Source organism: Burkholderia sp. BCC1999 (genome assembly GCF_905339975.1).
In the GTDB taxonomy this organism is placed as follows: domain Bacteria; phylum Pseudomonadota; class Gammaproteobacteria; order Burkholderiales; family Burkholderiaceae; genus Burkholderia.
Genome location: NZ_CAJPHP010000015.1, coordinates 1 through 25392 on the forward strand (window position 1 = coordinate 1; position 25392 = coordinate 25392).

The 25392-nt window shown below is 65.3% G+C and carries 15 protein-coding genes; all 15 read right to left on the minus strand.

Translation table 11 applies throughout. From position 1 onward, the window contains the following. Positions 1-117: 117 nt before the first annotated feature. The 15 genes from U5809_RS21975 to tssM all read right to left on the minus strand — a co-directional run bounded on the left by U5809_RS21975 (position 118) and on the right by tssM (position 25391). Positions 118-399 (minus strand): hypothetical protein, encoded by a 282-nt coding sequence (locus U5809_RS21975; RefSeq protein ID WP_322088091.1) that lies wholly within the window; start codon positions 397-399, stop codon positions 118-120. Between the two features lie 169 nt (positions 400-568). Next, positions 569-5224, minus strand: coding sequence for an RHS repeat-associated core domain-containing protein (locus tag U5809_RS21980; RefSeq protein ID WP_322088092.1), 4656 nt, complete (start codon positions 5222-5224; stop codon positions 569-571). An 18-nt stretch (positions 5225-5242) separates the two neighbouring features. Continuing rightward, on the minus strand, positions 5243-6508 hold the full coding sequence (locus tag U5809_RS21985; RefSeq protein ID WP_322088093.1) for a hypothetical protein: 1266 nt from the start codon (positions 6506-6508) through the stop codon (positions 5243-5245). A gap of 15 nt (positions 6509-6523) precedes the next feature. Next, on the minus strand, positions 6524-8728 hold the full coding sequence (gene tssI, locus U5809_RS21990) for a type VI secretion system tip protein TssI/VgrG (protein ID WP_322088094.1): 2205 nt from the start codon (positions 8726-8728) through the stop codon (positions 6524-6526). Continuing rightward, entirely contained in the window at positions 8725-11373 is a 2649-nt protein-coding gene (tssH, locus tag U5809_RS21995) for a type VI secretion system ATPase TssH (protein WP_322088095.1), read from the minus strand. The genes tssI and tssH overlap by 4 nt, the downstream gene beginning before the upstream one ends. A gap of 12 nt (positions 11374-11385) precedes the next feature. Beyond that, on the minus strand, positions 11386-12549 hold the full coding sequence (gene tssG, locus U5809_RS22000) for a type VI secretion system baseplate subunit TssG (RefSeq protein WP_415877958.1): 1164 nt from the start codon (positions 12547-12549) through the stop codon (positions 11386-11388). Beyond that, on the minus strand, positions 12474-14345 hold the full coding sequence (gene tssF, locus U5809_RS22005) for a type VI secretion system baseplate subunit TssF (RefSeq protein WP_322088097.1): 1872 nt from the start codon (positions 14343-14345) through the stop codon (positions 12474-12476). Before tssF ends, tssG begins: the two co-directional genes overlap by 76 nt. A gap of 4 nt (positions 14346-14349) precedes the next feature. Then, positions 14350-14898, minus strand: coding sequence for a type VI secretion system baseplate subunit TssE (gene tssE, locus U5809_RS22010; protein ID WP_322088098.1), 549 nt, complete (start codon positions 14896-14898; stop codon positions 14350-14352). Positions 14899-14914: 16 nt separating this feature from the next. Beyond that, complete coding sequence (locus U5809_RS22015) at positions 14915-15406, minus strand: Hcp family type VI secretion system effector (RefSeq protein ID WP_027791618.1); 492 nt, start codon at positions 15404-15406, stop codon at positions 14915-14917. 71 nt (positions 15407-15477) lie between these two features. Next, positions 15478-16986: a type VI secretion system contractile sheath large subunit gene (gene tssC, locus U5809_RS22020; RefSeq protein WP_322088099.1), complete on the minus strand. Its 1509-nt coding sequence runs from the start codon at positions 16984-16986 to the stop codon at positions 15478-15480. Then, positions 16979-17533, minus strand: coding sequence for a type VI secretion system contractile sheath small subunit (gene tssB, locus U5809_RS22025; protein WP_114179939.1), 555 nt, complete (start codon positions 17531-17533; stop codon positions 16979-16981). The genes tssC and tssB overlap by 8 nt, the downstream gene beginning before the upstream one ends. 73 nt (positions 17534-17606) lie before the next feature. Next, positions 17607-18701: a type VI secretion system protein TssA gene (gene tssA / locus U5809_RS22030; protein WP_322088100.1), complete on the minus strand. Its 1095-nt coding sequence runs from the start codon at positions 18699-18701 to the stop codon at positions 17607-17609. Further along, on the minus strand, positions 18688-21012 hold the full coding sequence (locus U5809_RS22035) for a serine/threonine protein kinase (protein WP_322088101.1): 2325 nt from the start codon (positions 21010-21012) through the stop codon (positions 18688-18690). Before U5809_RS22035 ends, tssA begins: the two co-directional genes overlap by 14 nt. Positions 21013-21084: 72 nt before the next feature. Next, positions 21085-21768, minus strand: coding sequence for a type VI secretion system-associated protein TagF (tagF, locus tag U5809_RS22040; RefSeq protein ID WP_415877959.1), 684 nt, complete (start codon positions 21766-21768; stop codon positions 21085-21087). Continuing rightward, the gene (gene tssM / locus U5809_RS22045) at positions 21765-25391 is read right to left on the minus strand and encodes a type VI secretion system membrane subunit TssM (RefSeq protein ID WP_322088103.1); all 3627 of its coding nucleotides are present in this window, start codon (positions 25389-25391) and stop codon (positions 21765-21767) included. The genes tagF and tssM overlap by 4 nt, the downstream gene beginning before the upstream one ends. Position 25392 lies beyond the last annotated feature (1 nt).

The window sequence follows — 25392 nt, forward strand, 5'->3', positions numbered from 1 at the left end:
ATAATAAAGATGATCGCGAAGGCTTTCGCCGGCAAGCATTCCGTATTTGTCTGGATCCGGGCGCAAGGTTTCCGTTGATCACCCGCTGCTCTTTGTAGCGACGTTCCCGGCAATGCGCTACGCCCATCGCCAGTAGACGCTGTTGTCATCGATGTACACCGCCGGCAAAGAGATTGCCTTTCTTTCCCCCTGGTCAGAGATCCACCAGTTTTTCTCGTCGAGAAGTTTGGAATCGAAATCCGATTCGGATAATTCACCGGATTCGTCGGTCATAAACGCAAAAAATTTGACTAACGACGTACCGAAGGGGCTTAGGGTTATGCTGCCCATGAACCAAGAACCTTCTTGGGCGGCATCCGATATTTTTCCGACCAGTTGGTCATCAAAGATGAGGTCCATATCCGCTATCCGTGGTTGGTGCCAGTGTGGTGAAGTAGAAGACATCAATGATGCCAGACGTGAAGGATGTGAACACTGAATTTTGCGTCAAGTCCCCTCTTTTTCATTCTGACTGAGTAGATGGCCATGGTCAGTCGCGCGCATGATAGCCACGAGTGCGGCTCACGTGCTACGGTACTGGCCCAGGGGCACTGCAACCCTTTCGAATCTTGATGAATCTACTGGGTACGGTCCCATAGACTAGGTATTCGGTATCGCGACGCGCAAATCCAAGCGCCATATCAGTGAAAAACTTTCCCTCCGGTCCGTCTTGAATAAGTCGTTGGACTTGCTTCGGGTTGAGTATCGCAACGCCGGTTACTTCCCCGGATCGAATCGCGCGCCGAAGTGCGGGGAGATCAAGCACTATTGTCGGACTTCCATAACCATCAGCTATCGATTGATGAGGTGAAAAACTCGTGAACGGACTTTTTCCTTTGGAGGACCTTCTGTAGCCGCCAAGAACATGGCGAACGACCGGTACCGGTCCAATGTTAGCGGGAACCAGATTTCCGTCCGCGTCAATATGGGGTTTTCCGATACCTTTTGCATTTGTTTTTTCGTGCAGATAAGCATCGCCGCGAAGCAATGCGTGTCCGCTTGGCCTTGGGGCGAGGCCAAGCGGATCAATCCATCCTAATGGATCGGTTGCGTACTGATAGAGATTCGTGCCGCCGTAGAGGCCAATTGGATCCTGGCTGATGTAACATCCGATCTCCGGGTCATAGTAACGATGTAAGTTGTAGTGCAGCCCGCTTTCGTTATCGAAATATTGACCTTGAAAGCGAAGCGGTTGTTCGAGGGTTCCAATAGAATCAATTTCTGATAAATATCCTGGTGATAAGTGAGAATGTTCGAGGACTATATGGCCTGATTGATCGGTAACTTTAATTGGGGATCCATTGACATCCAAATGAAAAAATAAAATGTTTGAGGAATTTGGGTAAGAAGTGCTCTCTTGATTTTCGCTTTCCCTGACATCCGGAGAATGAGCGTATCGAATTGATGCCAATGGGCGGAAGGTCCCAGGATAGTAGACCCATTCAGCAGCGCTTCGACTTTGTACCTTGCCACTCTTGTCGGCACGCTCAATGAGCTCCGTGACTGGCGCATTGCCACTCCAAAAAAAACGGCTGATCCTCGTTGATAATGCCGGAGTGTTTTCACGCGTGCCGTTTGTCGCTGTCCCATTCACCACATGCGTAATTTTTTTAACCCTGCGATGGAGCGCGTCATACACGTAGTCAGTGTGACTGTGCTGAGCATAGCTCGATCGCCCGACCCCTGCGGCTGCTCCACAAGCGTTTCTCGACTCAACCAACAATCCATCACCGTCCCAGAGCAGAGTCAAATCTCTCTGTGAACTCTGCTTGTGGACCAGATTTCCAGAGCGATCGAATGCAAAGTAGCAATCGCCGAACTTACCGTCCCGAACCCATGTGTCGTCTCTTTGCGCGTCCGGAGCGGCTGTATTCGGACCGTTGTCGCGATGAACCCTCGTGGTCAACAAGCTTCCGGTCGGGTCATACAGGAATTGACGTAACTTGCCGCCGGTATCGAAATGCGCGACCAGCCGTCCTAGCGGATCGTATCGAAAACTCTCGACTCCGATACGGGAGTCGCGTTTTTCCGTCAGTTCACCGTTGGATTCGTATGTGTATTCGATCGAAAACACTGGGCCAGTGCTGGAAACTAGCACCTGGTTCGCCAATGAGCCTTCGGCTGTATAGGACAGTTCTCGCCGTAGTGCTTCGCCAAGCAACTCAACGTTGATGCGCCCGAGCACGTCTCGTTCGAAGGCGATCGGATCCGAATCGTCAATCTGGATCGAACTGATTGCATCGAGTGCGTCGTATTCATATCGAACCGTATGCACGCTGAGCGCGCCGTTGGCTGCAAGCTCGGTTCGACGTTCCGTACGATTGCCGGAAATGTCATACGTCTCGGTAATGACGAAATCGTCACCCTGCTTTTCCTGAATGACTCGCCCCTCCGGGTCGTACGTCAGTTCGACGCGGTAGTCGTCGTTTTCCGCGACAATCAGGTTTCCGTGGAGATCGTACGAAAACTTTTCCGTCCGAATACCAGTAGAGCGTCTTGGATCAGGCACGCGTTTGCGCGTAATACGACCGCGGCGGTCTGTTTCATATTCGATTTCTCGCCCGCACGGATCGGTGCTGCGAAGTAGTTCGCCGCCGTTACCGTATTGATACCGTCGCGCTTGTCCCCAGTAATCGGTCTCGACGCTAACTCTCCCGAGCGCATCCCGCTCAAGTTCATAGAGTTCGCCACGCTCGTTGACGACGCAGATCAGACGATTCTCGGTGTCGTATCGATACTGGACGGCGGTTCCGTCTGGCGCAACTCGTCTCTCAACTTCACCGAGTGCCGAATAGTCAATCTGTGTCACACACCCGGCTGCGTCGCGGTAGCGAATCAGGTTGCCGTCGGTATCGTAAGCGCATTGGATTTCGACCCCACCAGGTTCGATAGCTCGGGTCAGGTTGCCGCTTCGGTCGTAGTGATAGTAGCTATGCTGTCCGAACGCATCGATTGTTTCAACGAGGTTGCCCCGCGCATCGTGCCGATATTGAACCCTATGGCCGAGTGCATTAATCAGGGCGGCCGGATTTCCAGTACGGTCGTACTCGAATCGCGTGACCGCGCCGAGTGGCCCGGTGAATTTGGCAAGCTGGCCGTGTTCGTTGTAGGCAAAGCGTGAAATGGCTCCTGACGGAGTCATCTGCATGAGCAGGTTACCGTTTACATCCCACTCATAGCGTTTCGTATAACCATTGGACATTACGCACACGGGGCGATGATCCGTGTCGTATTTTGTATTGATCGTCTCTCCGTCGGGCAACGTTACCTTGATAACGTTGCCATACCGGTCATAGCACCAATTGATGGCTCGGCCCACCGGATCGATTCTGCTGCTGGCACGACCTTGGGAGTCGTACTTATAGCTCGTTATGCCGCCGAGAGGGTCGATTTCGGCTACAGGAGTGCGCTGCTCGTTCAACTGCAGGATAGTAACGTGGCCGAGAGAATCAGTGATTGCCGTCTGATTGTGTTCGATGTCGTACGCAAAGCGGTAATCGAAGAGGCCGTGATCCCCCCAAGCTCTTTCAACGCGCCATATACCATTGTCTGCGACACGATACGCATAGTTGAATGATACGCCGCGGGCACTGGTGTGCCTGACCATCCGATGGCCATCAGTGTAGTCGAATCGATGTGCCGCGGCCATCGCGTCGATGGCCGCGCTTAGATTTTGATTACCGTCATGTTCGTATGTGACGAGCGGATGCGCGTGGCCATCCTCATCAACAAGTATTAACGCGGTCAACAATAAGGCAGAATGATCTTTGCTATGCGAAGAATGCCCTGTTTCACATTCGACCGAGCGCGCCGTCGGCCCGTCGCGCGTCCATTCTGTAACGCGAGTGAGGCGTTCGTATGGATCGCGCTCAAAGACCCACGCATTGTCATTCAGATCGGAAATTCTCTTGATCGGCAAAATCAACCGGGCATGGTGTCTGACGGAATGGCGCCATTGCAGCGGCAATATGAATCCGTATTCAATACCGTCGCGCGTACGTAGTATCAACCGATCGGCTTGGCGGTACAGTGCATAGTCGTATTGCCTGTCGTACATGCGGGCCGTCCATCCGTCATTTGCAGGCAGCTTATCGAACGCACTCGAATGGTCTGGGAAGTATGCAGCGACGCCTGTCGCGCCATTGTGCGGAACGAGTTCGAGCCTGATGTCAGCCGGCGTTTGCCAACTTTCACCGACAGCGCCGGAATAAACGGTATGACTGGCATAATTTCGCTCCCACACGAGTGGAAATCGCCCCGACACAGTGAAATCGTGCTGCTCCACGACCACTTCCCCCGTTGTCGCATCGACCGGCTCCGCTTTCAGCACATTGCACCGCAAGAACCCCGACTTCAAATTCAGCTTATCCGCCAGCGCCCTCGCCCACTTGCTTCCGCGAAACGCCTTGAACAACCCCTTCGCCGCCGCGGCCATGTTCATGATCGGCGGCCCGCCCACCAACACCGGCCGTCCAGCCGGAATCGGCAACATCACCGAACTCGGCATCGACGGATAAGTCCGATCGGTATGCGCGCTGTTATGCGGAGGCGGCTCCATCCCGATCGACCAGCAACTCAACGCCTCCAGCGCCATGTACGACATCGGATCGTTGTTGGCGAGTACCGTCTTGCTGCCCATGAACGATTCCCCGTCATTCGACGGTTCAACCTCCTCAGGCGGCGGAGCGAACGATTCGCCGAGCGGAAAATGCAACCCAGGAACGTGATACGCATGCGTCCCGGCCGTGGCCCGCATCATCCCGTTCACGAAAATCGGCCTGCCGCTGCTGCCACCTGACCCGACGTTCGAGCCAAGATCGTCGTTGATACGGTTCTTGATCTTGTTGGCCTCGTTCGCGAGCTTCATCCCCTCCACGACCGTGTCAGGCAACTTGCCGCCGCCCATCAGTTCATTGACCTGCTGGTTCGCTTCATCGGCGAGGTGTTCCAGCTTCTTCACATCTTCTGGATGATCTTCGATGTACTCGGTCAGCTTCTCCTGCGCGATCATGGTTGCAATGCAGCCGACCACGGCCTTTGCGGCCTGGATGTACTCGCGCTTATCGAGCATGAACCCGACATGGGGGTGCGGCAGGAACACCGGTGGCGTACCTGGCGTGACCAGTACCGAATGAACGTCCACGCCAACAACCGGATCGAGATGCTTGACGGCGAGTAGCGCCACGATTTCTGCCCTCCCCGCTCAACGCCCGCCGCGCAACGCCGCGACTTTTTCGCTGAGCGCGTTACGCCGCCGGTCATGAGCCCCCAGTTGCGACACCATCCACTCGACCACCATCGGCAGATTGCTGTTCGCCCGCATCGGCTCGTCGATCATCAATCCCGCATCGAGCGCATTGAACCCGGCCTCCAGCGCATGCTCGCGCTCGCCTGCCCGTTCCCAGCAAACGGCACTCATCCGCCAGGCCTCGACCGTCATCAACCCGTCCTTCGCCGCCGTAGTCGACGCAGCCGCACGCTCGTAGCAATATGCCGAGTGCGCATAATCCTTGTGCGTCAGATGCACGCTCGCCTCGCCGAACAACCCGTTCGCCACGAGCTTGTGCCCCGCCGGATGCCCGGCCTCAGCCGCCCGCGTACCACTGCTGGCCGCGCGCCGATACGCGTCGATCGCCTTCTCCCGATCACACCATTTCAGATACGCGGCCCCCGCGATCAGATGCACGACCACGCACTGATCGAACCACTGCTCGTGCTCCGCGACCTTCAGCGCCGCCGCACGCAGTTCCTCCAGCCGAGCAGGATTGTTGCCTTCGATCATCTCGGTCAGCATCACGAAATGCCGTCGAAACTCCCCGCTCGGCCCGCGCTCGCCCGATTCCGCCAGCAGTTCACGCGGCACGCTCGCCATCGAATACTTGCCGCGCACGACGTACACCGCGGCGCGATGCCGTTGCATCAACGCCGCAAACGGCGCGATATCGATACGCGGCACGACGAAGCGCACGCGCTCGGCAAGCGGTGGCGCGACGGCAATGATCGACAGCAAATCGTCCATCCACCGCACCCACGCCGCGTCATCCCGCACCTTCACAGGCTCCAGCACGAACACCATCGCCGGAAAAACATCCGGATGGTGCTGCATCAGGCTGTCGGCAACCGCGAACAGATACAGCACGGGATTCTTGCCGTCGTCATACGGCGGCTGCCAGTCCGCCCGTACGCCCTGCGCAGCGGACCCCTCTCGCCGGCTGTCGTAGAACGCGATGAGTTCATCCGTCAATGCCTTTGCATAACCCGCTTCATTGACGAACGACGCGCGCATCGTCCTGACCGCACACGATGTCTCGTCCTGAACCTGGAAATACAGCCGCACGAGCTCCGCATCCGTCTCGTCGGTCTGCCAGATCATCAATCGCGCATCCTGCTCTTTCGCGAAACTCATCCAGTCCGAATGCGCATTCATGAACCTGCGCTCTATCGGATTGGTTGGCTGCCAGTTCTGCATTCGTGCGAGCCTCCGTCACGGATTCAGTTTCAGGACGGCGCCTTCGACCGTGTGCTCGGCGGTCGCCGACGACGTCACCGTCTTGCCGTTCACGCTGTGGCTGTTCGTGCCGGTCGATGTGACATTGACACCCTGGATCGTGATCGTGCCGTCGCTCTTCATCACGATGCTCGAATTCCCGCAGACGAGCGAAAGCTGATCGCCGGCGTTGACGGTCACCTGATGCTGTACGTTCGTCGTATGGTTCGCCCCGACGTTGACGGTGTGTTCTCCGCCGACCGTGTGCGTATGGGCTTTGGCGATCGTCGAGGTCCGCGTGCCGATTTCCTCGGTATGCGCCGATGCAACCAGCGTCTTCATGTCCTGCGACGTCGTCTGATACATCTGTCCGACGTTCAGTGTCTTGGCTTCGCCGATCGTTTCGGTCTTGCCATGCGTGACCGTTTCCGTGTGGCTGCCGCCGATCGTCGCGGCACGATCCGACGCGATCGTCACGGTCTCGTTCTTCCCGACCGTTCGCGTCCGGTTTCCGCCCACCCCATGCGTTTCATCCACGCCAATCTGCGCAACCCGGTTCTGCCCGATATTGACCGTCTCGTTCTGCCCCACGCTCCGTTGCCGGTTGTTCTTCACCTGCATCGTCTCGTCGTTCCCGACCGTATGCGTATGGTTGTTCCCCACCGACAGCGTGTGATTGGCCTCCGTCTCCGCGTCGAAATTCCGTTCCGCATGCATCCACAGCTGCTCGGCGCCCTTCTTGTCCTCGAACCGGAACGCATTGGCATGGTCGGTCGTCCCGCCCGGCGACGACCTCGACAGCAATCCGCTCTGCGTCGCACTCCCCGGCAGCCCCCACGGCGGCATCTTCTCGCCGTTGAAAACCCGTCCGGTGACGATCGGCTCATCCGGATCGCCGTTCAGGAAGTCGACGACGACTTCATCACTTACCCGCGGAATCTGCACGCCCCCGAATCCACCACCGGCCCAAGGACTCGACACCCGCACCCAGCACGACGAATCCTGATTGCTCTGCCCATACCGATCCCAGCGAAACTGCAACTTCACACGCCCATACTGATCGGTCCAGATTTCCTCCCCCGGCGGGCCGACGACGGTCGCCGTCTGCGGCCCGTTGGTACGTGGCCGCGGTGTATCGCGCGGTGACCGGTAAGGCAGGCTTGACGGCTGAACGAGCATCATCGTCTGATGCACCACAGCCGCCGCGCCCTGGTCGCTCGCATAGGCGTTCTCCTGAAATCGGTACTGGCACCGCACGATCAAATACTCACGATTCTGGTCCGCACGCGGACAATGCGCGAGCGTGAACAGGTAACCCGGCGCAGCACCGCGCACGTCGGTATCCGCACTCGCCCGCTCATGCTCAGCTTGCTGCTCCTCGAGCCTCACGCGGCTGTAATGCGCGCCGGGCGCATCGTCGCGATAACCGCCTGGCCACTCAAACGACGCGAAGCTATCGTGATCATGACCACGCGGATCGACCTTCTGCGACGAAAGATCGGCGCGCGGCTTCGTATAGTCGTAGTCGGTAGTCTGGTGCTTGCCGACGCTCACCTCCTGCGCGGGCAGCCAGCCGTCGATATGCTCCTCGTCGGCGATCGCAGTGCGATCGCGTGCGATGTACGGAATCGTCTCGTAACCGGGCAGCGCGGTGTGCGACGACATCGCGTCGCTCAGCATCAGCGTATGCGTGTCCTCCGCATGCTTGAACCAGTAATAGATGCCCTCGAACTCCATCAACCGCGACACGAACGCGGCATCGGTCTCGTTGTATTGCACGCAGTACTCGCGCGGAACGTACATTTCCGCGAGATGGTTCTCGATCGGAAAGCCGTATATCGACAGCACTTCCTGCACGATCTCGGGCACGGTCTTGTTCTGGAAGATCCGGCAGTCGGAACGGCGCGTCGCGAGCCACAGCCACGGGCGCACCACCAGTTCGTAGCCGTAGTACCGTTCGGCACGCCGGCCAGCAAGCGTTGCGCGCGCAACGATCCCGTTCAGGTAGCGCGTCGACTGGTCCTGCTGTTCGATGTGAACCGTCACGGGTTTGCCGAGCATGTCCTTCAGCGACAGGCTGTGGCTTTCGGCAAGCGCCTCGATCCGGAATTCGAACAGCCGGCCGAGTTCGTCGCTACCGTCGAGCGTATGGAACTTGAGGTCGTCGCCATGCGGGCTGTCGAGTGTGAATACGCGATTCAAGTCGTTTCCTCCTCGTCGAACCGGTAAGCGAATTCGCCGTCGGCCGCGCTCACCTCGATCGACGCCAGCGCGCGCCCTTCGAGCGTGGCCTGCAGGATCGCGCGGCTGATGCGTGGCATCACGGTATGCGTGAGGATCGCGTCGACCATGCGGCCGCCGGATTCGATGGTCCGGCAGCGTTCGACGATCAGCGCGGTCGCCGCGTCGGTACAGTGCAGCCGGATGCCGTGATGCGCGTCGATCCGCTTCTCGATGCGCCGCAACTGCAGCGAGACGATCCGGGCGAGCGTCGCGTCGGTCAGCGGGTAATACGGCACGACGGTGAGCCGGCCGAGCAGCGCGGCCGGAAACACGTCGAGCAGCGGTGCGCGCAGCGCATCGGCGAGCGTGTGCGCGTCCGGCAGGCGCTCAGGGTCGCGGCATCGCTCCATCACACGATCGGCGCCGACGTTCGACGTCAGCAAGATCACGGTATGGCGGAAATCGATGTCGCGCCCTTCGCCGTCTTCCATCCAGCCCTTGTCGAACACCTGGAAGAAAATCTCGTGCACGTCGCGGTGCGCCTTCTCGATCTCGTCGAGCAGCACGACGCTGTACGGCCGGCGGCGCACGGCCTCGGTCAGCACCCCGCCTTGCCCGTAGCCGACATAGCCTGGCGGCGCGCCCTTCAGCGTCGACACGGTGTGCGCTTCCTGGAACTCGCTCATGTTGATCGTGATCGCGTTGTGCTCACCGCCGTACAGCGTGTCGGCGAGCGCAAGCGCGGTTTCGGTCTTGCCGACGCCGGACGGGCCACACAGCAGGAACACGCCATGCGGCTTGGTCGGATCGTCGAGCTTCGCGCGCGCGGTCTGGACCCGCTCGGCGATCAGTTCGACCGCATGTCGCTGGCCCACGACGCGTTCGCCGAGCGTATCGGCGAGCTTCAGCACGGCCTGCGTCTCGTCGCGCACCATCCGGCCAAGCGGAATGCCGGTCCAGTCGGCGACGACGGCCGCCACCGCGTGCGTGTCGACGGCGGGCAGCACAAGCGGCGCATCGCCCTGCAGGTCGGCCAGTGCCTGCTGAGCGGCGGCAAGGCGCGCCTGGACGGCGGCACGCGCGTCGGCATCGAGCGCGTGCGACGGATCATCGTCGAGCAACACGGCACGCGAATCGACGATCGCCGCCAGCGCATCGCGCTCGGTTTGCCAGCGTGTGTCTAGCCGGTCGAGTTCTGCCTGCGCAGCCGAAATCTCGGTGTCGATCGCGTCGCGCCGCGCGGTGTCGCCAGTGCCGAGCGCGCACTCGCGCCCGATCCGTTCCTGCTCGACGCGCAGGCCGTCGATGTGGCGGCGCGCGTCCTCGATCGGCGCGGGCACCGCGTGCTGGCTGACAGCGACGCGCGCGCATGCCGTATCGAGCAGGCTGATCGCCTTGTCCGGCAACTGGCGGGCGGGAATGTACCGGTGCGACAGCGTGACGGCGGCCTGCAGGGCGTCGTCGAGCACGAGCACGCGGTGATGGGCCTCGAGCTTCGCGGCCAGGCCGCGCAGCATCGTCAGCGCGGCCGTTTCTTCCGGTTCGTGCACGTGGACGAGCTGGAAGCGCCGCGTCAGCGCGGGATCTTTCTCGATGTACTGCTTGTACTCGGACCACGTGGTCGCGCCGATCGTGCGCAGCAGGCCGCGCGCGAGCGCCGGTTTCAGCAGGTTCGCGGCGTCGCCGGTGCCGGCCGCCCCGCCCGCGCCGACGAGCGTATGCACTTCGTCGATGAACAGGATCGCCGGCCGCTCGGACGACATCGCTTCGTCGATCACACCGCGCAAGCGGCTTTCGAACTCGCCCTTCACGCTCGCGCCGGCCTGCAGCAGGCCGATGTCGAGCAGGTACAGCGCGACGTCGCGCAGCGACGGCGGTACGTCGCCGGCGGCGATCCGCAGCGCGAAACCTTCCGCGACGGCAGTCTTGCCGACGCCGGCCTCGCCGACCAGCAACGGATTGTTCTGCCGTCGCCGCAGCAGGATGTCGACGATCTGGCGGATCTCGGCGTCGCGGCCGACGACAGGGTCGATCTCGCCGGCCCGCGCGCGGGCGGTCAGGTCGACGGCGAAGCGTGCGAGTGCCGAGCCTTCGGCGGCGGTCGTGCCGCGGACTGCCGTATCGCTCCCCTGCGAAGCCGGTTGCGCCTCCGGTGAACCGCTTACGATCGATTCGAGCGCGTCGGCGAGCACGTCGGGCACGATGCGCTCGAATTCGCGCGTGATTGCCACCAGCACGTTGCGCAACTGCGGCGTCTTCAGGATCGCGAGCAGCAGCACCGCGCCGCGAATCCGCGTCGCGTCGTACTTCAGCGTCGCATAGACCCACGCGCGCTCGACCGCGTCGTCGATATGCACCGACAGGTCCGACACCGATCCCGCGCCGCGCGGCAACTTGTCGAGTGCGGCGACGAGGCCGCGATCGATTGCGGCCTCGTCGATCTCGAAGCGGCGCAACACGCGCTGCAGGTCGCCGTCGGGCCGCTGCAGCATCTGCTTGAACCAGTGCGCAAGTTCGACGTACGGATTGCCGCGCAGCCGGCAGAACCCGGTCGCCTGCTCGAGCGTCTCGTAGAGGAACGGATTCAGTTTTCCGAACAGGTTGACGCGGCCGATATCGGACATGACGGTTCCCGGTTAGGCGGTTTCGCGATGAAGGGGCGTGCCGCCGCGCCGCACGTCGTAGCGGACGACGAGGTCGCGCGCCGGGCCCGGTTCGAGCCGCTGGCCGAGCCACGCGGTGCGGCCGATGCCCTGCGGCGCGCCGAGCGCGATCGCTGGCACTGCGTTGGCCGCCAGTTCCAGCTGCACGTCCCAGTCGAATTCGATGCCGACGTACTCGCGTACCCACTGTGCGAGCTGCCGCGCGTGCGGGCCGCCCGGCAGGAAGCGGCGATACGCATCGAGCGTCAGCGGGCCGAGCACGATGCGGAAACGCGACTGCGCGTCGCGCACCGCGATGCCAAGCGCGACGGCGCCGACGCGCAACGTCGGCCGCGTTGCCCGGATCGTGCAGCGCTGCGAGCGCTCGATTGCGACCCACTGCGGCACGTGCTCGACGATGCGCGCGTCGACGCCGAAATGCCGGCGCAGGATTTGCACGAGCCCTTCCGGGTTGCGCGTGTGCCGCACGAGATGGCCCGCATGGAAATTGCGCGCATGCGGCGCAAGCGTGTCGGCGCTGGTCGACGCGCTCGGCTTGTCGCCGTGCGCCACGCGCCCGATCAGGCTCGCGATATAGCCATCGAACCGTGCGTGCCCGGGCCGATCGAGGCTCACCGTCGGCTGTGCGTCGGCCCACGCACGGTAGAACAGCAGGATCAGCCGGTGATGGAACAGATCGGCGAATGCGGCAAACGTCGGGTCGTCGTGCTGCGCCGCGCGTTCGTGTGCGTATTCGGTCAGGTGCGTCGGCAGCGGCCCGTTCGGGCCGAACAATCCGAAACCGTGGATCGCGATGCGCGGCGGCATGCCGCCGTCGTCGTCGTGGATGCCGGCCAGCATCGACGCGGCGAACGCGAGCGACGGCTGCTGTCCGAGCCGCACCGGTTCGTCGCGCGGCCGGATGGCGCGCCCGAGCGGCGGGCGTCCGGGCGACAGCGCGTCGAGCCAGCGCAGCGCCTGGAACAGGTCGTAGCCGTGCGGCGCGGCACGCAGCCGCGCCCACCACGCGTTGCGGCGCGCGGCGTCGGCGGCCGGCTGAATGCCGGATGACGGTTCGCGTTTCATATCGCCGGTCGCCTGCCGATACGCGCCGGCCAGCGCGCGAGCGTGCCGCGTTGCGCGCTGGTCAGCACGCATTCGGCGAACGCGTTGATCGACACGTGGCGGGCGAAGAACTGTTCGAGTACCGAGCCGAGCAGGAACGGACTGTCGCCGGAAAACGCATGGTCGTCGACGGTCACGTCAACCTGCACGCCGCGCCCGAACATCAACGGCCCGGATGCCGGCAGCCGGCGGAACACGGGCGAGAACGCGACGCGCTGCACGCCGTCGATCTGCCGGCGCATCGCGGTGTCGGCCGGGTCGGCATGCAGGCCGAGCAGTTCGCGCAGCGCATGCGCGCCCTCTTCGTCGTCGAGATCGGTCAGCGTGTGGCGCGCCAGCCCGAGATGGCGGATCAGCCGCCACGCGGTTTGCGCATCGGCGATCGGCGGGCGCGGCCTCGACGGGCCGCGGATGGCGACGATGCGCTCGACCGGGGCCGACACGCGCAGCGTGAATGTGTTCGCGTCGCCCGGTGGATGTAGCAGCACGAGATCGCGGTTCGTGCACAGCGTGTCGGCTGCGAGGTAGCGCATCGTCTCGTCGTACGGGGCGCACTGGCTGTCGACGAGCGACACGTAGGTCTCGCTGCCCACGTAACCGGTGCGCGTGCCGTTCGAGCGTGCCTGCGCGGACACCAGCCGTGGCTCGCGCCGCACCGTGTAGTACGCGCCGTAGTTGCCGTCGTCGCCGGCGAACGATGCGTGAAACGGCCGGAACTCGCGCGACTGGCCGTCGTCGCGCTGTTCGCTCGCGAGCCGCTGCACCGCATAGACCTCGTAGTCGAGCGGCCGGCTGCGATCGACGACGACATGGTGCTCGCGCGCGCCCGGTTGCAGCGGAATGCGGTCGGCGCGGCGTGCGAACAGATTCACGGCCGGCGTGCAGTTCAGCGCGAGGTGACGCGCGTCGACGGCCGCTTCGAGCGTCGCGTCGTGCCGGTCGAACAGCACGGTCAGCTCGCACTCGTCGCCGGTCGCACGCGCGAGCGCGGCGCGCAGCCCGCCGATGCTGAAGAACAGGAAGCGCGCGGGAAACGCGAAATACTCGCGCAGCAGCCGGTAGCCGTGGAAGCTGCGGCCGTCGTCGGGCAGGATCGCCTGTGCAGGATCGAAGCCTTCGTGGACGATCGCGTCGGCGTCGAGCGTATGCAGCCAGCGTGGCGGCTGCCCCGGGTCATGGCACACGACGCCGAGCGCATGCGAGGCGATCAGTTCGAGCAGATGCAGCGCATCGCGCTCGGGGCCTGCGAGATGGAACGTCAGCCGGTCGAGCGGCAGTTGCGACAGTTTTGCGCCGCCGCGTGCCTTCAGCCGGATGCGCAGCGCACCGCGTACGTCCTGCCGCGCGGCGACGGCGCCGCGCGGCAGCCCGGACGGCGCGCCGGTGACGGTCGCATCGATCAGCTCGAGCGGCCACAGCGTCAGGTCGTGCGCGGTGCGGAATTCGCACGGAGTCTGCTCGGACGCGGCCGGCCGCGCGCGCAGCGCGGTCCCGGCTGGCAGATGCCAGCCCTGCGCGAGGCTGCCTTCGTTCAGCAGCGGCGCGAACCGCACGATCGCCATCGACGGTAGCGGCGCGACATAGCCGGGATACACGGCATCGAGCAGCGCGTGCGTGAAGCGCGGGAACTCGGCGTCCATCTTCAGCTGGACGCGCGCGGTGAGGAAGCTGAAGCCTTCGAGCAGCCGCTCGACGTACGGGTCGGGCGGCCCCGACTCATTGAGCCGCAGCCGCGCGGCAACTTTCGGGAACTGCTGCGCGAATTCGCCGCCGAGCTCGCGCAGGTACGCGAGTTCGCGGTTGTAGTAGTCGAGCAGGCGCGTATCCATCGCGTCAGGCTCCCGTCACGGATTGCAGCGACATCGCGCCCGTCTCGAGATCGAGGCCGGAACGCAGCACGAATTCGAGCGGATGCGGGATCGACCACAGCGTGCCGCGGATCTCGAACAGCAGCACGTTGTGACGCCGCTCGCCGGCGCGGCCGCCGGGCGCGTCGATCACGCTGCGGACATCGATGCTGTCGGGCGCGATGCGCGGCTCGAATCGGACGATCGCGTCGCGGATCGACGCCTCGACCGACATCCGCTCGACGCCCGACATCGGCTTGCCGACGAGCGGCCGCATGCCGTAGTTGAGCACCGACGCCTGCGCGTGCGCGAACGCCGACCAGTCGACGAAGCCGTCCTCGGCGTTGCGCGTGTTGAGCAGCCACGCGAGATCGCGCAGCACGGCCGCACGCAGGCGTTCGGTGCCGATCCATAACGCGCCGGGCGCTTCGGCGGCGCGTTGAGGTGCGTCGTCGGTGAGCCGGTCGAGCAACGCCGGCTGCAGCCGGTCGCGCAGGTTGCCCTCCCGGGCGTCGCGGGTTCGCGGGTCGTCCATGGTCGTCTCCGCGCCGTTACATCTCGGTGTTTTCCTTGATGTTCCAGCCGACTGTCACCTCGGCGCCCTTGCCGCCGTTGTCGTTCTGCTGCCAGTACTGCTTCTTCACCTTCGCGGCCTGGAAGCCGTAATGCATCATCAGCCGGTCGGCGACGTCGCCCGGATCGATGCCCGCGACCTGCGCGGACGTGACGAGCACCTCCTGCAGCGTCACGCGCATGAACTCGACCTGCGTGCCGCCGGTCTTGCACGCGGAAATCTCGACCGATGAAAGATGCTTGCCGTTCGCGCAGTTCTTGATGATCGCGGGCGCGCCCTTGTCCATGTATGCGGCGACGACGAGATCGTTGAAGCTCGCCTTTCCCGCGTTGCCGCCGCTGCCGCTCGCCATCGCGCCCGGCTGGCTCGCGCCCCATGTGAACGACTGGATGTCGGTCCAGCCCTTGTGCTGCGCGTCCGCCGATTCGCCGGTCACGCCGTCCACCTTCATAAACATTGCCACGCCCATAACCGTCTCCGTTTCAGTGCGATGTCAGGATGAATGCCGTGTTGAATGCCGATCGTTGCCTGCCGCGCCGCTCACTCGTTCGCCGCCTTCGCGGTCGGCAGCCGCGAGATGAGCCGCAACGACACGGTGAGCCCTTCGAGCTGGTAGTGCGGCCGCAGGAAGAATTTCGACGTGTAGTAGCCGGGGTTGTCCTCGACCTCGTCGACGACCACCTGCGCGGCCGCGAGCGGCTTGCGCGCCTTGGTTTCCTGCGAAGAGTTCACGGGGTCGCCGTCGACGTAGTTCATGATCCAGTCGTTCAGCCAGCGCTCCATGTCGTCGCGCTCGCGGAACGAGCCGATCTTGTCGCGCACGATGCACTTCAGGTAATGGGCGAAGCGGCAGCACGCGAACAGGTACGGCAGGCGGCCGGACAGCCGCGCGTTCGCGGTTGCGTCGGGGTCGTGGTACTCGGCCGGCTGATACAGCGACTGCGCGCCGATGAATGCCGCGAAATCGGAGTTCTTCCGGTGCACGAACGGCATGAAACCGTTCTTTGCGAGTTCGGCCTCGCGGCGGTCGCTGATCGCGATCTCGGTCGGGCATTTCTGGTCGACGCCGCCGTCGTCGGTCGGGAACGTATGGCTCGGCAACCCTTCGACGGCTCCGCCCGATTCGACGCCGCGGATCGACGAGCACCAGCCGTACTGCTTGAACGAGCGGTTGATGTTCGCCGCCATCGCGTACGCCGAGTTCGCCCACGTGTAGCGGTCGTGGTTCGCGGCGTCGGTGTCTTCCTCGAAGTCGAACTCGTCGACCGGATTGGTGCGCGCGCCGTAGGGCAGCCGCGCGAGAAAGCGCGGCATCGCGAGGCCGACGTAGCGCGAGTCCTCCGACTGCCGCAGGCTGCGCCACGCCGCGTATTCGGTGTTCTGGAAGATCTTCGTCAGGTCGCGCGGGTTCGACAGCTCCTGCCACGAATCCATCTGCATCAGCTCGGGCGACGCGCCGGCGATGAACGGTGCATGCGCGGCGGCCGCGATCTTCGACAATTCGCCGAGCATTTCGACGTCCGGCGGGCTGTGATTGAAATGAAAATCGCCGACCAGGCAGCCGAACGGCTCACCGCCGAACTGACCGTATTCCTCCTCGTAGATCTTGCGGAACAGCGGGCTCTGGTCCCACGCGACGCCCTTGTAGCGCTTCAGCATCCGCGCGACCTCGTTGCGCGACGCCGGCAGCGCCTTGATCTTCAGCAACTCGTCGGTCTCGGTGTGCGTGACGAGGTAATGCAGCCCGCGCCATGCGCCTTCGAGCGTCTGGAACTCGGTGTGATGCAGGATCTGGTTGATCTGCTCGGACAGCTTGCGGTCGATCTCCGCGATGATCTGCTTCACGCTGCCGTACGCGTCGGTCGTCATGCCTACCGTATGTTCGAGCGCCTGCTGCGCGAGCGTGCGCACCGCGCGCTCGACCGACTCGCGCGCCTCGGCCGTCTTCGGCTTGAATTCCTTCTGCAGCAGCGCCGCGAACTCGTCGTGCGCGACGGCGGGTTGCGCGGCGTCGCGCGCGTCGACGCGGGACTGGACGGGATCATTCATCGCGGGCCTCCGGTTGGGTCGCGTCACCGCCCTGCGCGGGTTCGCGCGGTTCGCGCACGAGCGTCTTCAGCAGGTCGGGATCGTTGATCGCGCGCTCGATCAGCTGTTCGGCGCCGTGCTTGCCGTCCATGTACGACAGCAGGTTCGACAGCTCGGTGCGCGCCTCCAGCAACCGGCGCAGCGCGTCGACGTTGCGCGCGATCGCAGCCGGCGAGAAATCGTCGATCTGTTCGAACGTCATGTCGACGTTGAGCATCCCTTCGCCCGTCAGCGTATTCGGCACCTGGAACGCGACGCGCGGCGCGACCGACTTCATCCGTTCGTCGAAGTTGTCGACGTCGATCTCGAGAAACTTGCGCTCCGGCAAATCCGGCAGCGGCTCGGCACGCTTGCCGGCGAGGTCCGAAATCACGCCCATCACGAACGGCAGCTGCACCTTTCGTTCGGCGCCATAGGTCTCGACGTCGTACTCGATCTGCACGCGCGGCGCCCGATTGCGCGCGATGAACTTCTGTCCGCTGCCCGCTGCCTTGGTTCTGTCCGTCATCGTCCACTCCTTCACTTCGATCAGGTTGCGCGAGTCGTTGCCGCCGCCCGCGTGGCGGCTTCCTTCGTTCGGTTCATTCGCTCCGTTCGCCGCTCAGCAGGTCCAGCTTCGGCAGGCTCTCCGGCGCGAGATCGCGGATGATTTCGTAGAAGTCGAGCGCGAGCAGCCGCTGGGCGCGCCGCAGCAGCAGCGGCGCGGGATGGCTCGGCTCGTGCAGTTCGAAATAGCGGCACATCTTGTCGAGGCCGATGCGAACGTCGTCGCGGCTCGCGACTTCGGCATCGCGCCACGCGTGGGCATTCGGCATGGCCACCTGCGCGGCCGGTGCGGTGCCGCCGGGTACGGCCTGCGGTGCAGGCATCGCGCCGTCCGGTGGGCGTTGCGACGGCTCGGGCAGCGGCACGTCCTGCGCGATCCGGCGCAACGCCTTTTCCGCATCGCCCTCATCGGGCGCCCATTCGCGACCGAGTTTGTCCGCCACGCACGCGCGGATCGCATCGAGCGATCGCAATGTGGCACGCGCTGCGTCCAGCGGTGTCGTGCCGTCGTCGCGTGCGGCCGACAGCGCGGCGATCAGGCTTTCGCGGCTGCCGATCGCGGCGGCGCCCGTTTCGTCGCGGCCGTCGAGCAGCCGCTCGGCGTCGCGCACGCTCGGCCCGCCGTCGAAGAGCGGCTGGCGGCGCGCCGCGCGTGCGCAATCGTGCGCACCGGCGACGTCGGCGAGTGCGTTCGTCCGTGGCGTCGGGTCCGGCTCACCGTCCGCGTCGAGCCGCGGATGCAGATCGTCCCAGCGCTGTTCGAGCAGTGTCGCGACCACCGCGAGTGCGTCCGCGTAGCCGGGAATGCCGTGCTGCTCGGTCCAGCTGCGCGCGAGACAGGCCACGACGCGCAGGTCTTTCGTGCGGGTGGACAACGCGAGCGCGAGCCGTTCGACCGTGCGCCAGTCGGGTGCCTCGGCCGGGATCACGGTGTCGCCGTACTGCTGCTCGGCGCGCGGCGTCGCGCGTTCCTGCAGTTGCAGGAACTCGGCGTCGTATTCGAGGTTCGCGCCGCACGGCGCATCCGGCGCAACGTCCGCGAGGAGTCGGCCGATCAGGTCGGCGCGCGGCGATGCCGCGGAATATTCGGCGGCGGCCAGCGCCGCCTGGCTGACGTCATTCGAATGCATAGTCGATGTTGACCGGTTTGCTGCCGAAGTCGATCGCAACGGTGCGGTGCAACGGCGGCAGCGCGCCGTTGCGGATCTCGATCACGTAGACGCCCGGCGTCAGCGACACCGAACGCAGCGGCGGACTCGCGCCGCGCCGTGCGCCGTTTACGTAGACGTCGCCCCAGGGGCGCACGTTGAAACGCACCTGGACGGTTTCCTGCGTCTTTGGCGGACGCGATGGCGATTCCGCCGTTGGCGCGTTCACGGCGGCGACGGCCGTCTCGGTTTCCGACGGTGGCTTCGGCGCGGGCGTTGGCGTTGTCGCCGGTGCGGCGGCCGCTTCCGAGGGCGGGACGTTTACGACGCGTTCCGACGCGTCGAGGCTGCCGGCCGGGGCGATGGTCGAACTCGCACCGGCCCGCGTCGAAGGCGGATTCGTGACGGTCGTCGCGACCTGCGGCACGGGCGCGGCGGCCTCCACGGCAGGCGCACTGGCCGGCGCGGCGGCGATCGGAGGTGGAACATCCGCGGACGATCCGGCCGGCAGGCTCGACGGCGGCACGACGGTCGGTGTCGGCCCCTGCTGGGCCAGCGTGGTGGCTGGCGTACTGGCGGGCGATGACGTGCCGGCGAGCGGCTGGCTTGCGGCGGGAGCGGTGTCGTCCGCGACACGGGCCGGCCGCGACAGATAGGTTGCGGCGAGGCCGACGGCGATCAGCGCAACGACTGCGCCACCGACATAGACGGGCACGCGGCGGCTGCGTGATCCGGCCGGCGCCGCCGCACGCGGGGTGTCGGTCGGCGGCGATGTGCCGCCGGGCGACGCGGCCGATGCGGCAGGCCGCGACGTCTTCGCACCTGAGGCACCGGCAAGCTGGTCAGCATGGCTGTTGGTATTTCCAACTTTCGGTGCCGTGTCACGGTTGCCGATCCTGGCGTCGGCACCTGGCGCTCGCGTGCCGGGATCGTCGTGCGTTGCGCTGCTGGCTGCCGGCGGTTCCTTCGCACGTTCGGCATTTCCGTCAGGCGCATCGGATTGATCATGCTTTGCCGCATGCGCTGCCGCCGAAGCCGCGAGCGTTCCGGTAGCGCCCATCGCAGTGCCTTGTGCGGCCGCCTTCGATGTAGCAGACCCTTCCGGCTCCGGTTTCGCGCCGGACCCGGCTGACGACGCGGAGGCGGTTTCCGACGGCGTCGACATCTCGTCCGGATGCGCTGACTTCGACGAAGGCACATGCGTTGCGGCCTTGCCCGAAGCCGTCCCGCCCTCGCCGATCGCCGACGCAGCGGAAGCCGTCGAAGCATCTGCCTTCCCTTCCCCACCCTTGCCGGCATCCCCCGCCAGCGGCGCGGCCGCCGCGCCATACCCGCCTCCCGTCCGGTCGAAATCCCGCAACCCGAGTTCCGCCGCGAACGCCGCGACCGATTCCGGCCGGTCCGGAATCCGCAACTGCAGCGCATGATCGACCGCCGCGAGAAACGCCGGGCTGTACACCTCGCCGGCCGGCAGTTCGCGCGACGCGAGCGGCCGGTACGTATCCTTGATGCTGCGCACGACGGCCGCGGGCGGCAATTCGCCAGTGATCATCGCGTGCATCACCGCGCCGAGCGCATAGAGGTCGGTCCACGGCCCCTGGCTGAACGCAGGATCGTCGGTGTACTGCTCGATCGGCGCATAGCCCGGCTTGATCATCATCGCGCCGTCGTCGACCATGTCGCCGATCCGTTTGCGCGCCGCGCCGAAGTCGAGCAGGATCGCGCTGCCGTTCGGGCGGATCAGCACGTTGTCGAGCGCGACGTCGCGATGGAAGCATTGCGCGCGATGCAGCGTATCGAGCGCGCCGAGCAGCGCGCCGACGATATTGCGCAATTGCGTCTCGCTGATCCGCATCCCGCTGTCGAGCAGTTGCTTGAGCGTGCGCCCTTCGTAGAACGGCATCACCATGTACGCGGTGCCGTGGCTTTCCCAGAAGTGCAGGACCTTGACGAGCCCCGGATGATCGAACTGCGCGAGCAGGCGCGCCTCGTTGAGGAACGCGCCGCGTCCCGCGTCGAACGCCTGCGCGAACCGCTCCGAACGCAGCGACACCGTGTAGTCGCCGCCGCGCGTCGCGAGCATCGACGGCATGTACTCCTTGATCGCGACGGCGCGCCGCAACGTGCGGTCGAACGCGCGATAGACGATGCCGAAACCGCCGATGCCCAGCACCTCGTCGAGCTGCAGCTCGCCGAGGCGATGGCCGAGCGGCAGCGGCCGCACCGTGAATTCGGATGCGTCGCCGCGTGTCGCCGTGTCATGCTCGTTGTCTCTCGATCCAGCGTCCTTCATCTCCACCACCTCTCGAAACCGCATCCTTTCCGCCTGCCGCGCGCGGCGGCCCGCCTGCCGTCACCCAGGCCGCTAGCCGCCGCCGAACAGCGTCAGGAACAACGCGTTGTCGGGCGTGCCGGTGTGCGCATGCGTGCGCAGCGGCGATCCGTCGGCGCGGTTGGTCCACCAGAAGCTGGTGCCACCGTGCGGATCGAAATAGCCTGAAAGCCCCGGCCATGCCGCTGCCGCCGGCCGCTCCGGCAGCGCCGCCGGCATGCCTTCGACGAGGTCCGCCGCGTCGCGACCGGCGCCTGGCGCGAGCCGCACGCGTTCGAGCGTCCGCTCGAGGTCGCCCGGTGCGCGTGCGTGGCGGATCGCGTCGAGCAGCGCATGGCCAACCTGCCAGTAGTACGTGTCGGCGGCGTCCGGCAGCCCGTTCCAGTAGTCGGCCGCGCGCATCGGCAGCGTGACGATCACCGGGTAATAGCGCCCGACGCGGTCGCAACTCGGCGCGAGGCAGCCCGACTGCACGCACGATGCGCCGGCACCCGCCGGGATCAGGAAATTCCAGACCGGCGCGACCGTGTAGTGGCGTTCGATCTCGTCCGTGCCGCGCTGGCGCATCGCGGCCATCCCCTGCTGAAGCCAGCGCTCCCACCACTGCGCGAGCGCATGCGGCAGCCGGCTGTTCACGAAGTCGCCGGCACCGGGAATCTTCCCGTACCAGGCCGGCGCGTCGCCGTCGGCGCGCGCGAGCGGCGGTGTCGGGCTCATGGCTTCGGAGGGCATGTAAAGGACTCCATCTGGGGCAGTCGGAACGGATTGCGGACACTGCCCGCATTCACCTGCAGCACGATCGGTTTGCCGTCGACCGTGAAGCGCGCAATCATCTGGTCCGAACCGCGCCCGGCCGATACGGCGGCGCGGTCGAACAGCCGGTGCAGCGCCCACGGCCCGTCGGTCGAGAAGCCGTCGGTCGCGCCGGCCTGGCCCGACACCTGCAGCCGTACCTGGTTGCTGCCGCGCGGGCCCGGCCAGTCGAGCGCGCTCTGCACGAGCGGGCCGTGCGCGTAGCGGACGATCTGTCCGTCGACGTCGAGCACCATCTCGGTGATCGACGGATCCATTTCGAGCGGCTGGACCTGCACCTTCAACTGCGCGGTGCGTGCGCCGCCGCCGAAATAGACGTCGCGGATCACCGCGGCTTTTTCGAACGACGCAAGCATTGCCGCGGCTGACGGATCGGCGTCGGCATTGCGGTTTGCGAAGCGCCACGGGTGCGACGTCGTATCGACGATCGATTGCAGATTTTTCTGGAAGAAGTCGTCCATCAAGCCGCCCGGCGCGAACATCTGCGCGAAATCGGCCGGCGCGACGTCGCGCGACGCACCGCGCGCGAACGGATAGCGGCCCGCGATTGCCTGCCGGCAGAAGTCGCCGACGTTCGCGCCGGCACGCTGCGCGACGCTGCGCTGCTCGACGGTCGCGACGCTGCCGTTCGCGACGTTCGACAGATCGTCGAGCACTTCGCGGAACGGCGTCGGCAGGCGGCCGGCCTGCGCGCGCAGCCGTGCGGGGGCGTCCGACGGCGGCGGTTGCGCGCCGCTCCTCAGCGCATCGTCGGTGGCTGTCAGGTACGTGTACAGCGCGTCGATCGACTTCAGCACCTCGTTGAACGCCTGGGCCTGGTCGCCGCTGCCCGGCGCGAATGCACGCAGCCCGGCGAAATGGCTGTCGACCACCTGTTCGGGGCTCGCGGGCGCCGCCGCCGACGGATTCGCGTCGCTGGCCTGCCCCGCGAAGATCTGCGACAGCGAGCTGCGCGCCTCGTCGACCTTGTCCTGCGCACGCGACGCCAGATTGCGTGCACCGCCCGGCGCATCGCCGAGCGCCGTGTCGCGTGCAAGCGCCACCATCAGCCGCGTGAGCGGCGAATCGGCCGACGACAGCGCGCGTGCGACCTGGATGCTCTGCGCGAGCGTCGCCGTGCGTTGCAGCTTGATGTCGGCGAGATAGTCGTCCCAGATCTTCAGGTAGTCGTTCAGGTAAAGCTGGCGGATGTCGCGCGCCCATGCGGCCGCGTCGTTCGGCCCGGGGATCTCGGACAGGCCGAGGTTCAGCACCCACACCTCCTCGCGTCCGTACGCTTCGACCTCGCCGGCCAGGCGCGGCGCGAACACGTTGCGATAGCCGTTGCGCGTGTAGAAGCCCGGCACGCCTTCCGACAACGGCTTGCCGCTCTGGCGGCGGAACACCAGCGACGCGTCGGGGCCGACCGCGCGCGCGACGCTGAAGTCGAACGCCGACGTCGCCGGACGCAGCGTGCGCGTGAGCTGACGGTACAGCCGCTGCGAGAACGGCACCTGCCGCAGCCGGTCGCGCACGTCGGCCACGAGCCGCTCGTTCATCGGATACGGCGACACCGCGACACGGCCGCCGAACAGCGCGGCGAGATGCGCACGCAGCGCCGCGCGCTCGGCCGGCGAGAAATCGGGCGGCAGCGAGCGTTCCATTTCGAGGTCGACGACAGCCTGCACGAACGCGGGATCGTAGTGCGCGCTGTCGTACAGCATCAGGTACGCCTTCAGCGCCGCATACGCATATTCGGTTTCGTCGGGCCGCGCGTCGCGCAGCGCGGCTTCCATCCGGCTCGCGGCGATCGGCAGCAGCACGTCCTCGAGTGCGCGCCGGTACACGGCATCGACGGCCTCGTCGATCTTCTCGCCCTGGAACAGCCCCCACCGGTACGCGAGCGGTGGATGCTGCAGGTCGACACCACCCGCATTCGCGAGCCCGCCGAGCGCGTCGAGCACGGGCAGCAACCGCGCGATGTCGGACGCATCGGAGAATTTCGCGCCGGCGATCTGCGAATCGACGGCCGGCACGCGTGCGGCGATCTGGTCGAGATACGCGCGGTTGTTCGCATAGCTGCGCAGCCACGCGGCCAGCACGGCCACGCACACCAGCGCGAGCAGCACGTAGCCCGCGAACTGCAGCACGCGCCGCTTCTGGTGCCAGCGCAGGTCGCTGCCGGCAAGCGCGGCTTCGCGGAAGATGTGCTCCTGCAACAGCGATTTCAGGAAGAAGCTGCGGCCGGTCGAGCCGACTTGAGCGACCGGCGGCACGCCCTCGATCTTCAGGAAGCGCTTGATGCCGCTCATCACGCGATCGAACGCGGTGCCCTCCTGCGTGCCGCTCGTCAGGTAGACGCCGCGCAGCATCGGCATCGGCTCGTAGCTCGACACCGAAAACACTTCGGCGACGAACTGGCCGAGCATGTCCTGCAGGTCGGCGATCTGCTGTGGCAGCAGGTACGTCATCTCGCGCTGGCGCGCGTCCGTCTGCGCGGCGAGCAACTCGGGCAGCCCGTCGTTCAGCCGCTGGTGCAGCAGCCGGTATTCGCGGTCGAACGCCGCGCGCAGGTCGAAGCCCGGCGTTTCGCTCTGCGCGAGCGGGAACGTGAACCCCCACACCTGCGCGCATTCCGCGCGGCCGTACGCACCGAAGTATTCGGCGAAGCCGGCCAGCAGGTCGGCCTTCGTCACGAGCAGGTACACGGGAAAGCGGATGCCGAGCTGCGCGCGCAGTTCGAGCAGCCGCTTGCGCAGCACCATCGCGTGCTGCGTGCGTTCGGCTTCCGACGCGCCGAGCAGGTCCGCGACGCTGATCGTCAGCATCGCGCCGTTCAGCGGCTGGCGCGTGCGATATTTCTTCAGCAGGTCGACGAAGCCTTTCCACTCGGCCTCGTCGAGTGCGCGATTGCCTTCGTGCGTCGTATAGCGGCCGGCCGTGTCGATCAGCACCGCGTCGTTCGTGAACCACCAGTCGCAATGCCGCGTGCCGCCCACGCCGCGTATTGCCGCGCGGCCGAACTGTTCGGCGAGCGGGAAACTGAGCCCGGAATTGACGAGCGCGGTGGTCTTGCCCGAACCCGGCGCACCGATGAACACGTACCACGGCAACTGGTACAGATACTGGCGCGACATCCGGTCGAACCAGCGCGGCAGGCCCTTGCGCACGGTATCGGCCTGCCCGAAGCGGACCTTCTTCAGCAGCGTCGCGGCTTCGTCGAAGCGGCTGCGCAACTCGTCGAGCTGCGCCTTCGCCGGATCGTCGGCGATGGCCGGCCCCGGCGCCGCCTCGCGCAGCTGGTTCAGCAACTGCGCATTGAGGCGGCCGGCGTGCCAGCTGCGCCACGCGACGCGCACGCCCCACGCGATGAACAGCACCGCGATCGTCAGCCCACGTGCCCAGCCGCTTTCGAGCGGCCGGATCTCGGCGAACGCGAACAGCGGGCCCGCGAGCCACACGAAGCACGCAAGCACGACGAGACCGGCAAAGGTCCAGATTTCCCGCGACGGCAACGGCCGGACGAAACGCGCGACAGCCTGGTTCATA

Coding starts and splice junctions, on each gene's coding strand:
- tssC (WP_322088099.1), bottom strand. CDS start 16,986: ATGAATGATCCCGTCCAGTCCCGCGTCGACGCGCGCGACGCCGCGCAA.
- tssG (WP_415877958.1), bottom strand. CDS start 12,549: ATGCGTGCTGACCAGCGCGCAACGCGGCACGCTCGCGCGCTGGCCGGC.
- U5809_RS21975 (WP_322088091.1), bottom strand. CDS start 399: ATGGACCTCATCTTTGATGACCAACTGGTCGGAAAAATATCGGATGCC.
- tssA (WP_322088100.1), bottom strand. CDS start 18,701: ATGCATTCGAATGACGTCAGCCAGGCGGCGCTGGCCGCCGCCGAATAT.
- U5809_RS22015 (WP_027791618.1), bottom strand. CDS start 15,406: ATGGGCGTGGCAATGTTTATGAAGGTGGACGGCGTGACCGGCGAATCG.
- tssM (WP_322088103.1), bottom strand. CDS start 25,391: ATGAACCAGGCTGTCGCGCGTTTCGTCCGGCCGTTGCCGTCGCGGGAA.
- U5809_RS22035 (WP_322088101.1), bottom strand. CDS start 21,012: ATGAAGGACGCTGGATCGAGAGACAACGAGCATGACACGGCGACACGC.
- tssH (WP_322088095.1), bottom strand. CDS start 11,373: ATGTCCGATATCGGCCGCGTCAACCTGTTCGGAAAACTGAATCCGTTC.
- tssE (WP_322088098.1), bottom strand. CDS start 14,898: ATGGACGACCCGCGAACCCGCGACGCCCGGGAGGGCAACCTGCGCGAC.
- tssF (WP_322088097.1), bottom strand. CDS start 14,345: ATGGATACGCGCCTGCTCGACTACTACAACCGCGAACTCGCGTACCTG.
- tssB (WP_114179939.1), bottom strand. CDS start 17,533: ATGACGGACAGAACCAAGGCAGCGGGCAGCGGACAGAAGTTCATCGCG.
- tagF (WP_415877959.1), bottom strand. CDS start 21,768: ATGAGCCCGACACCGCCGCTCGCGCGCGCCGACGGCGACGCGCCGGCC.
- U5809_RS21985 (WP_322088093.1), bottom strand. CDS start 6,508: ATGCAGAACTGGCAGCCAACCAATCCGATAGAGCGCAGGTTCATGAAT.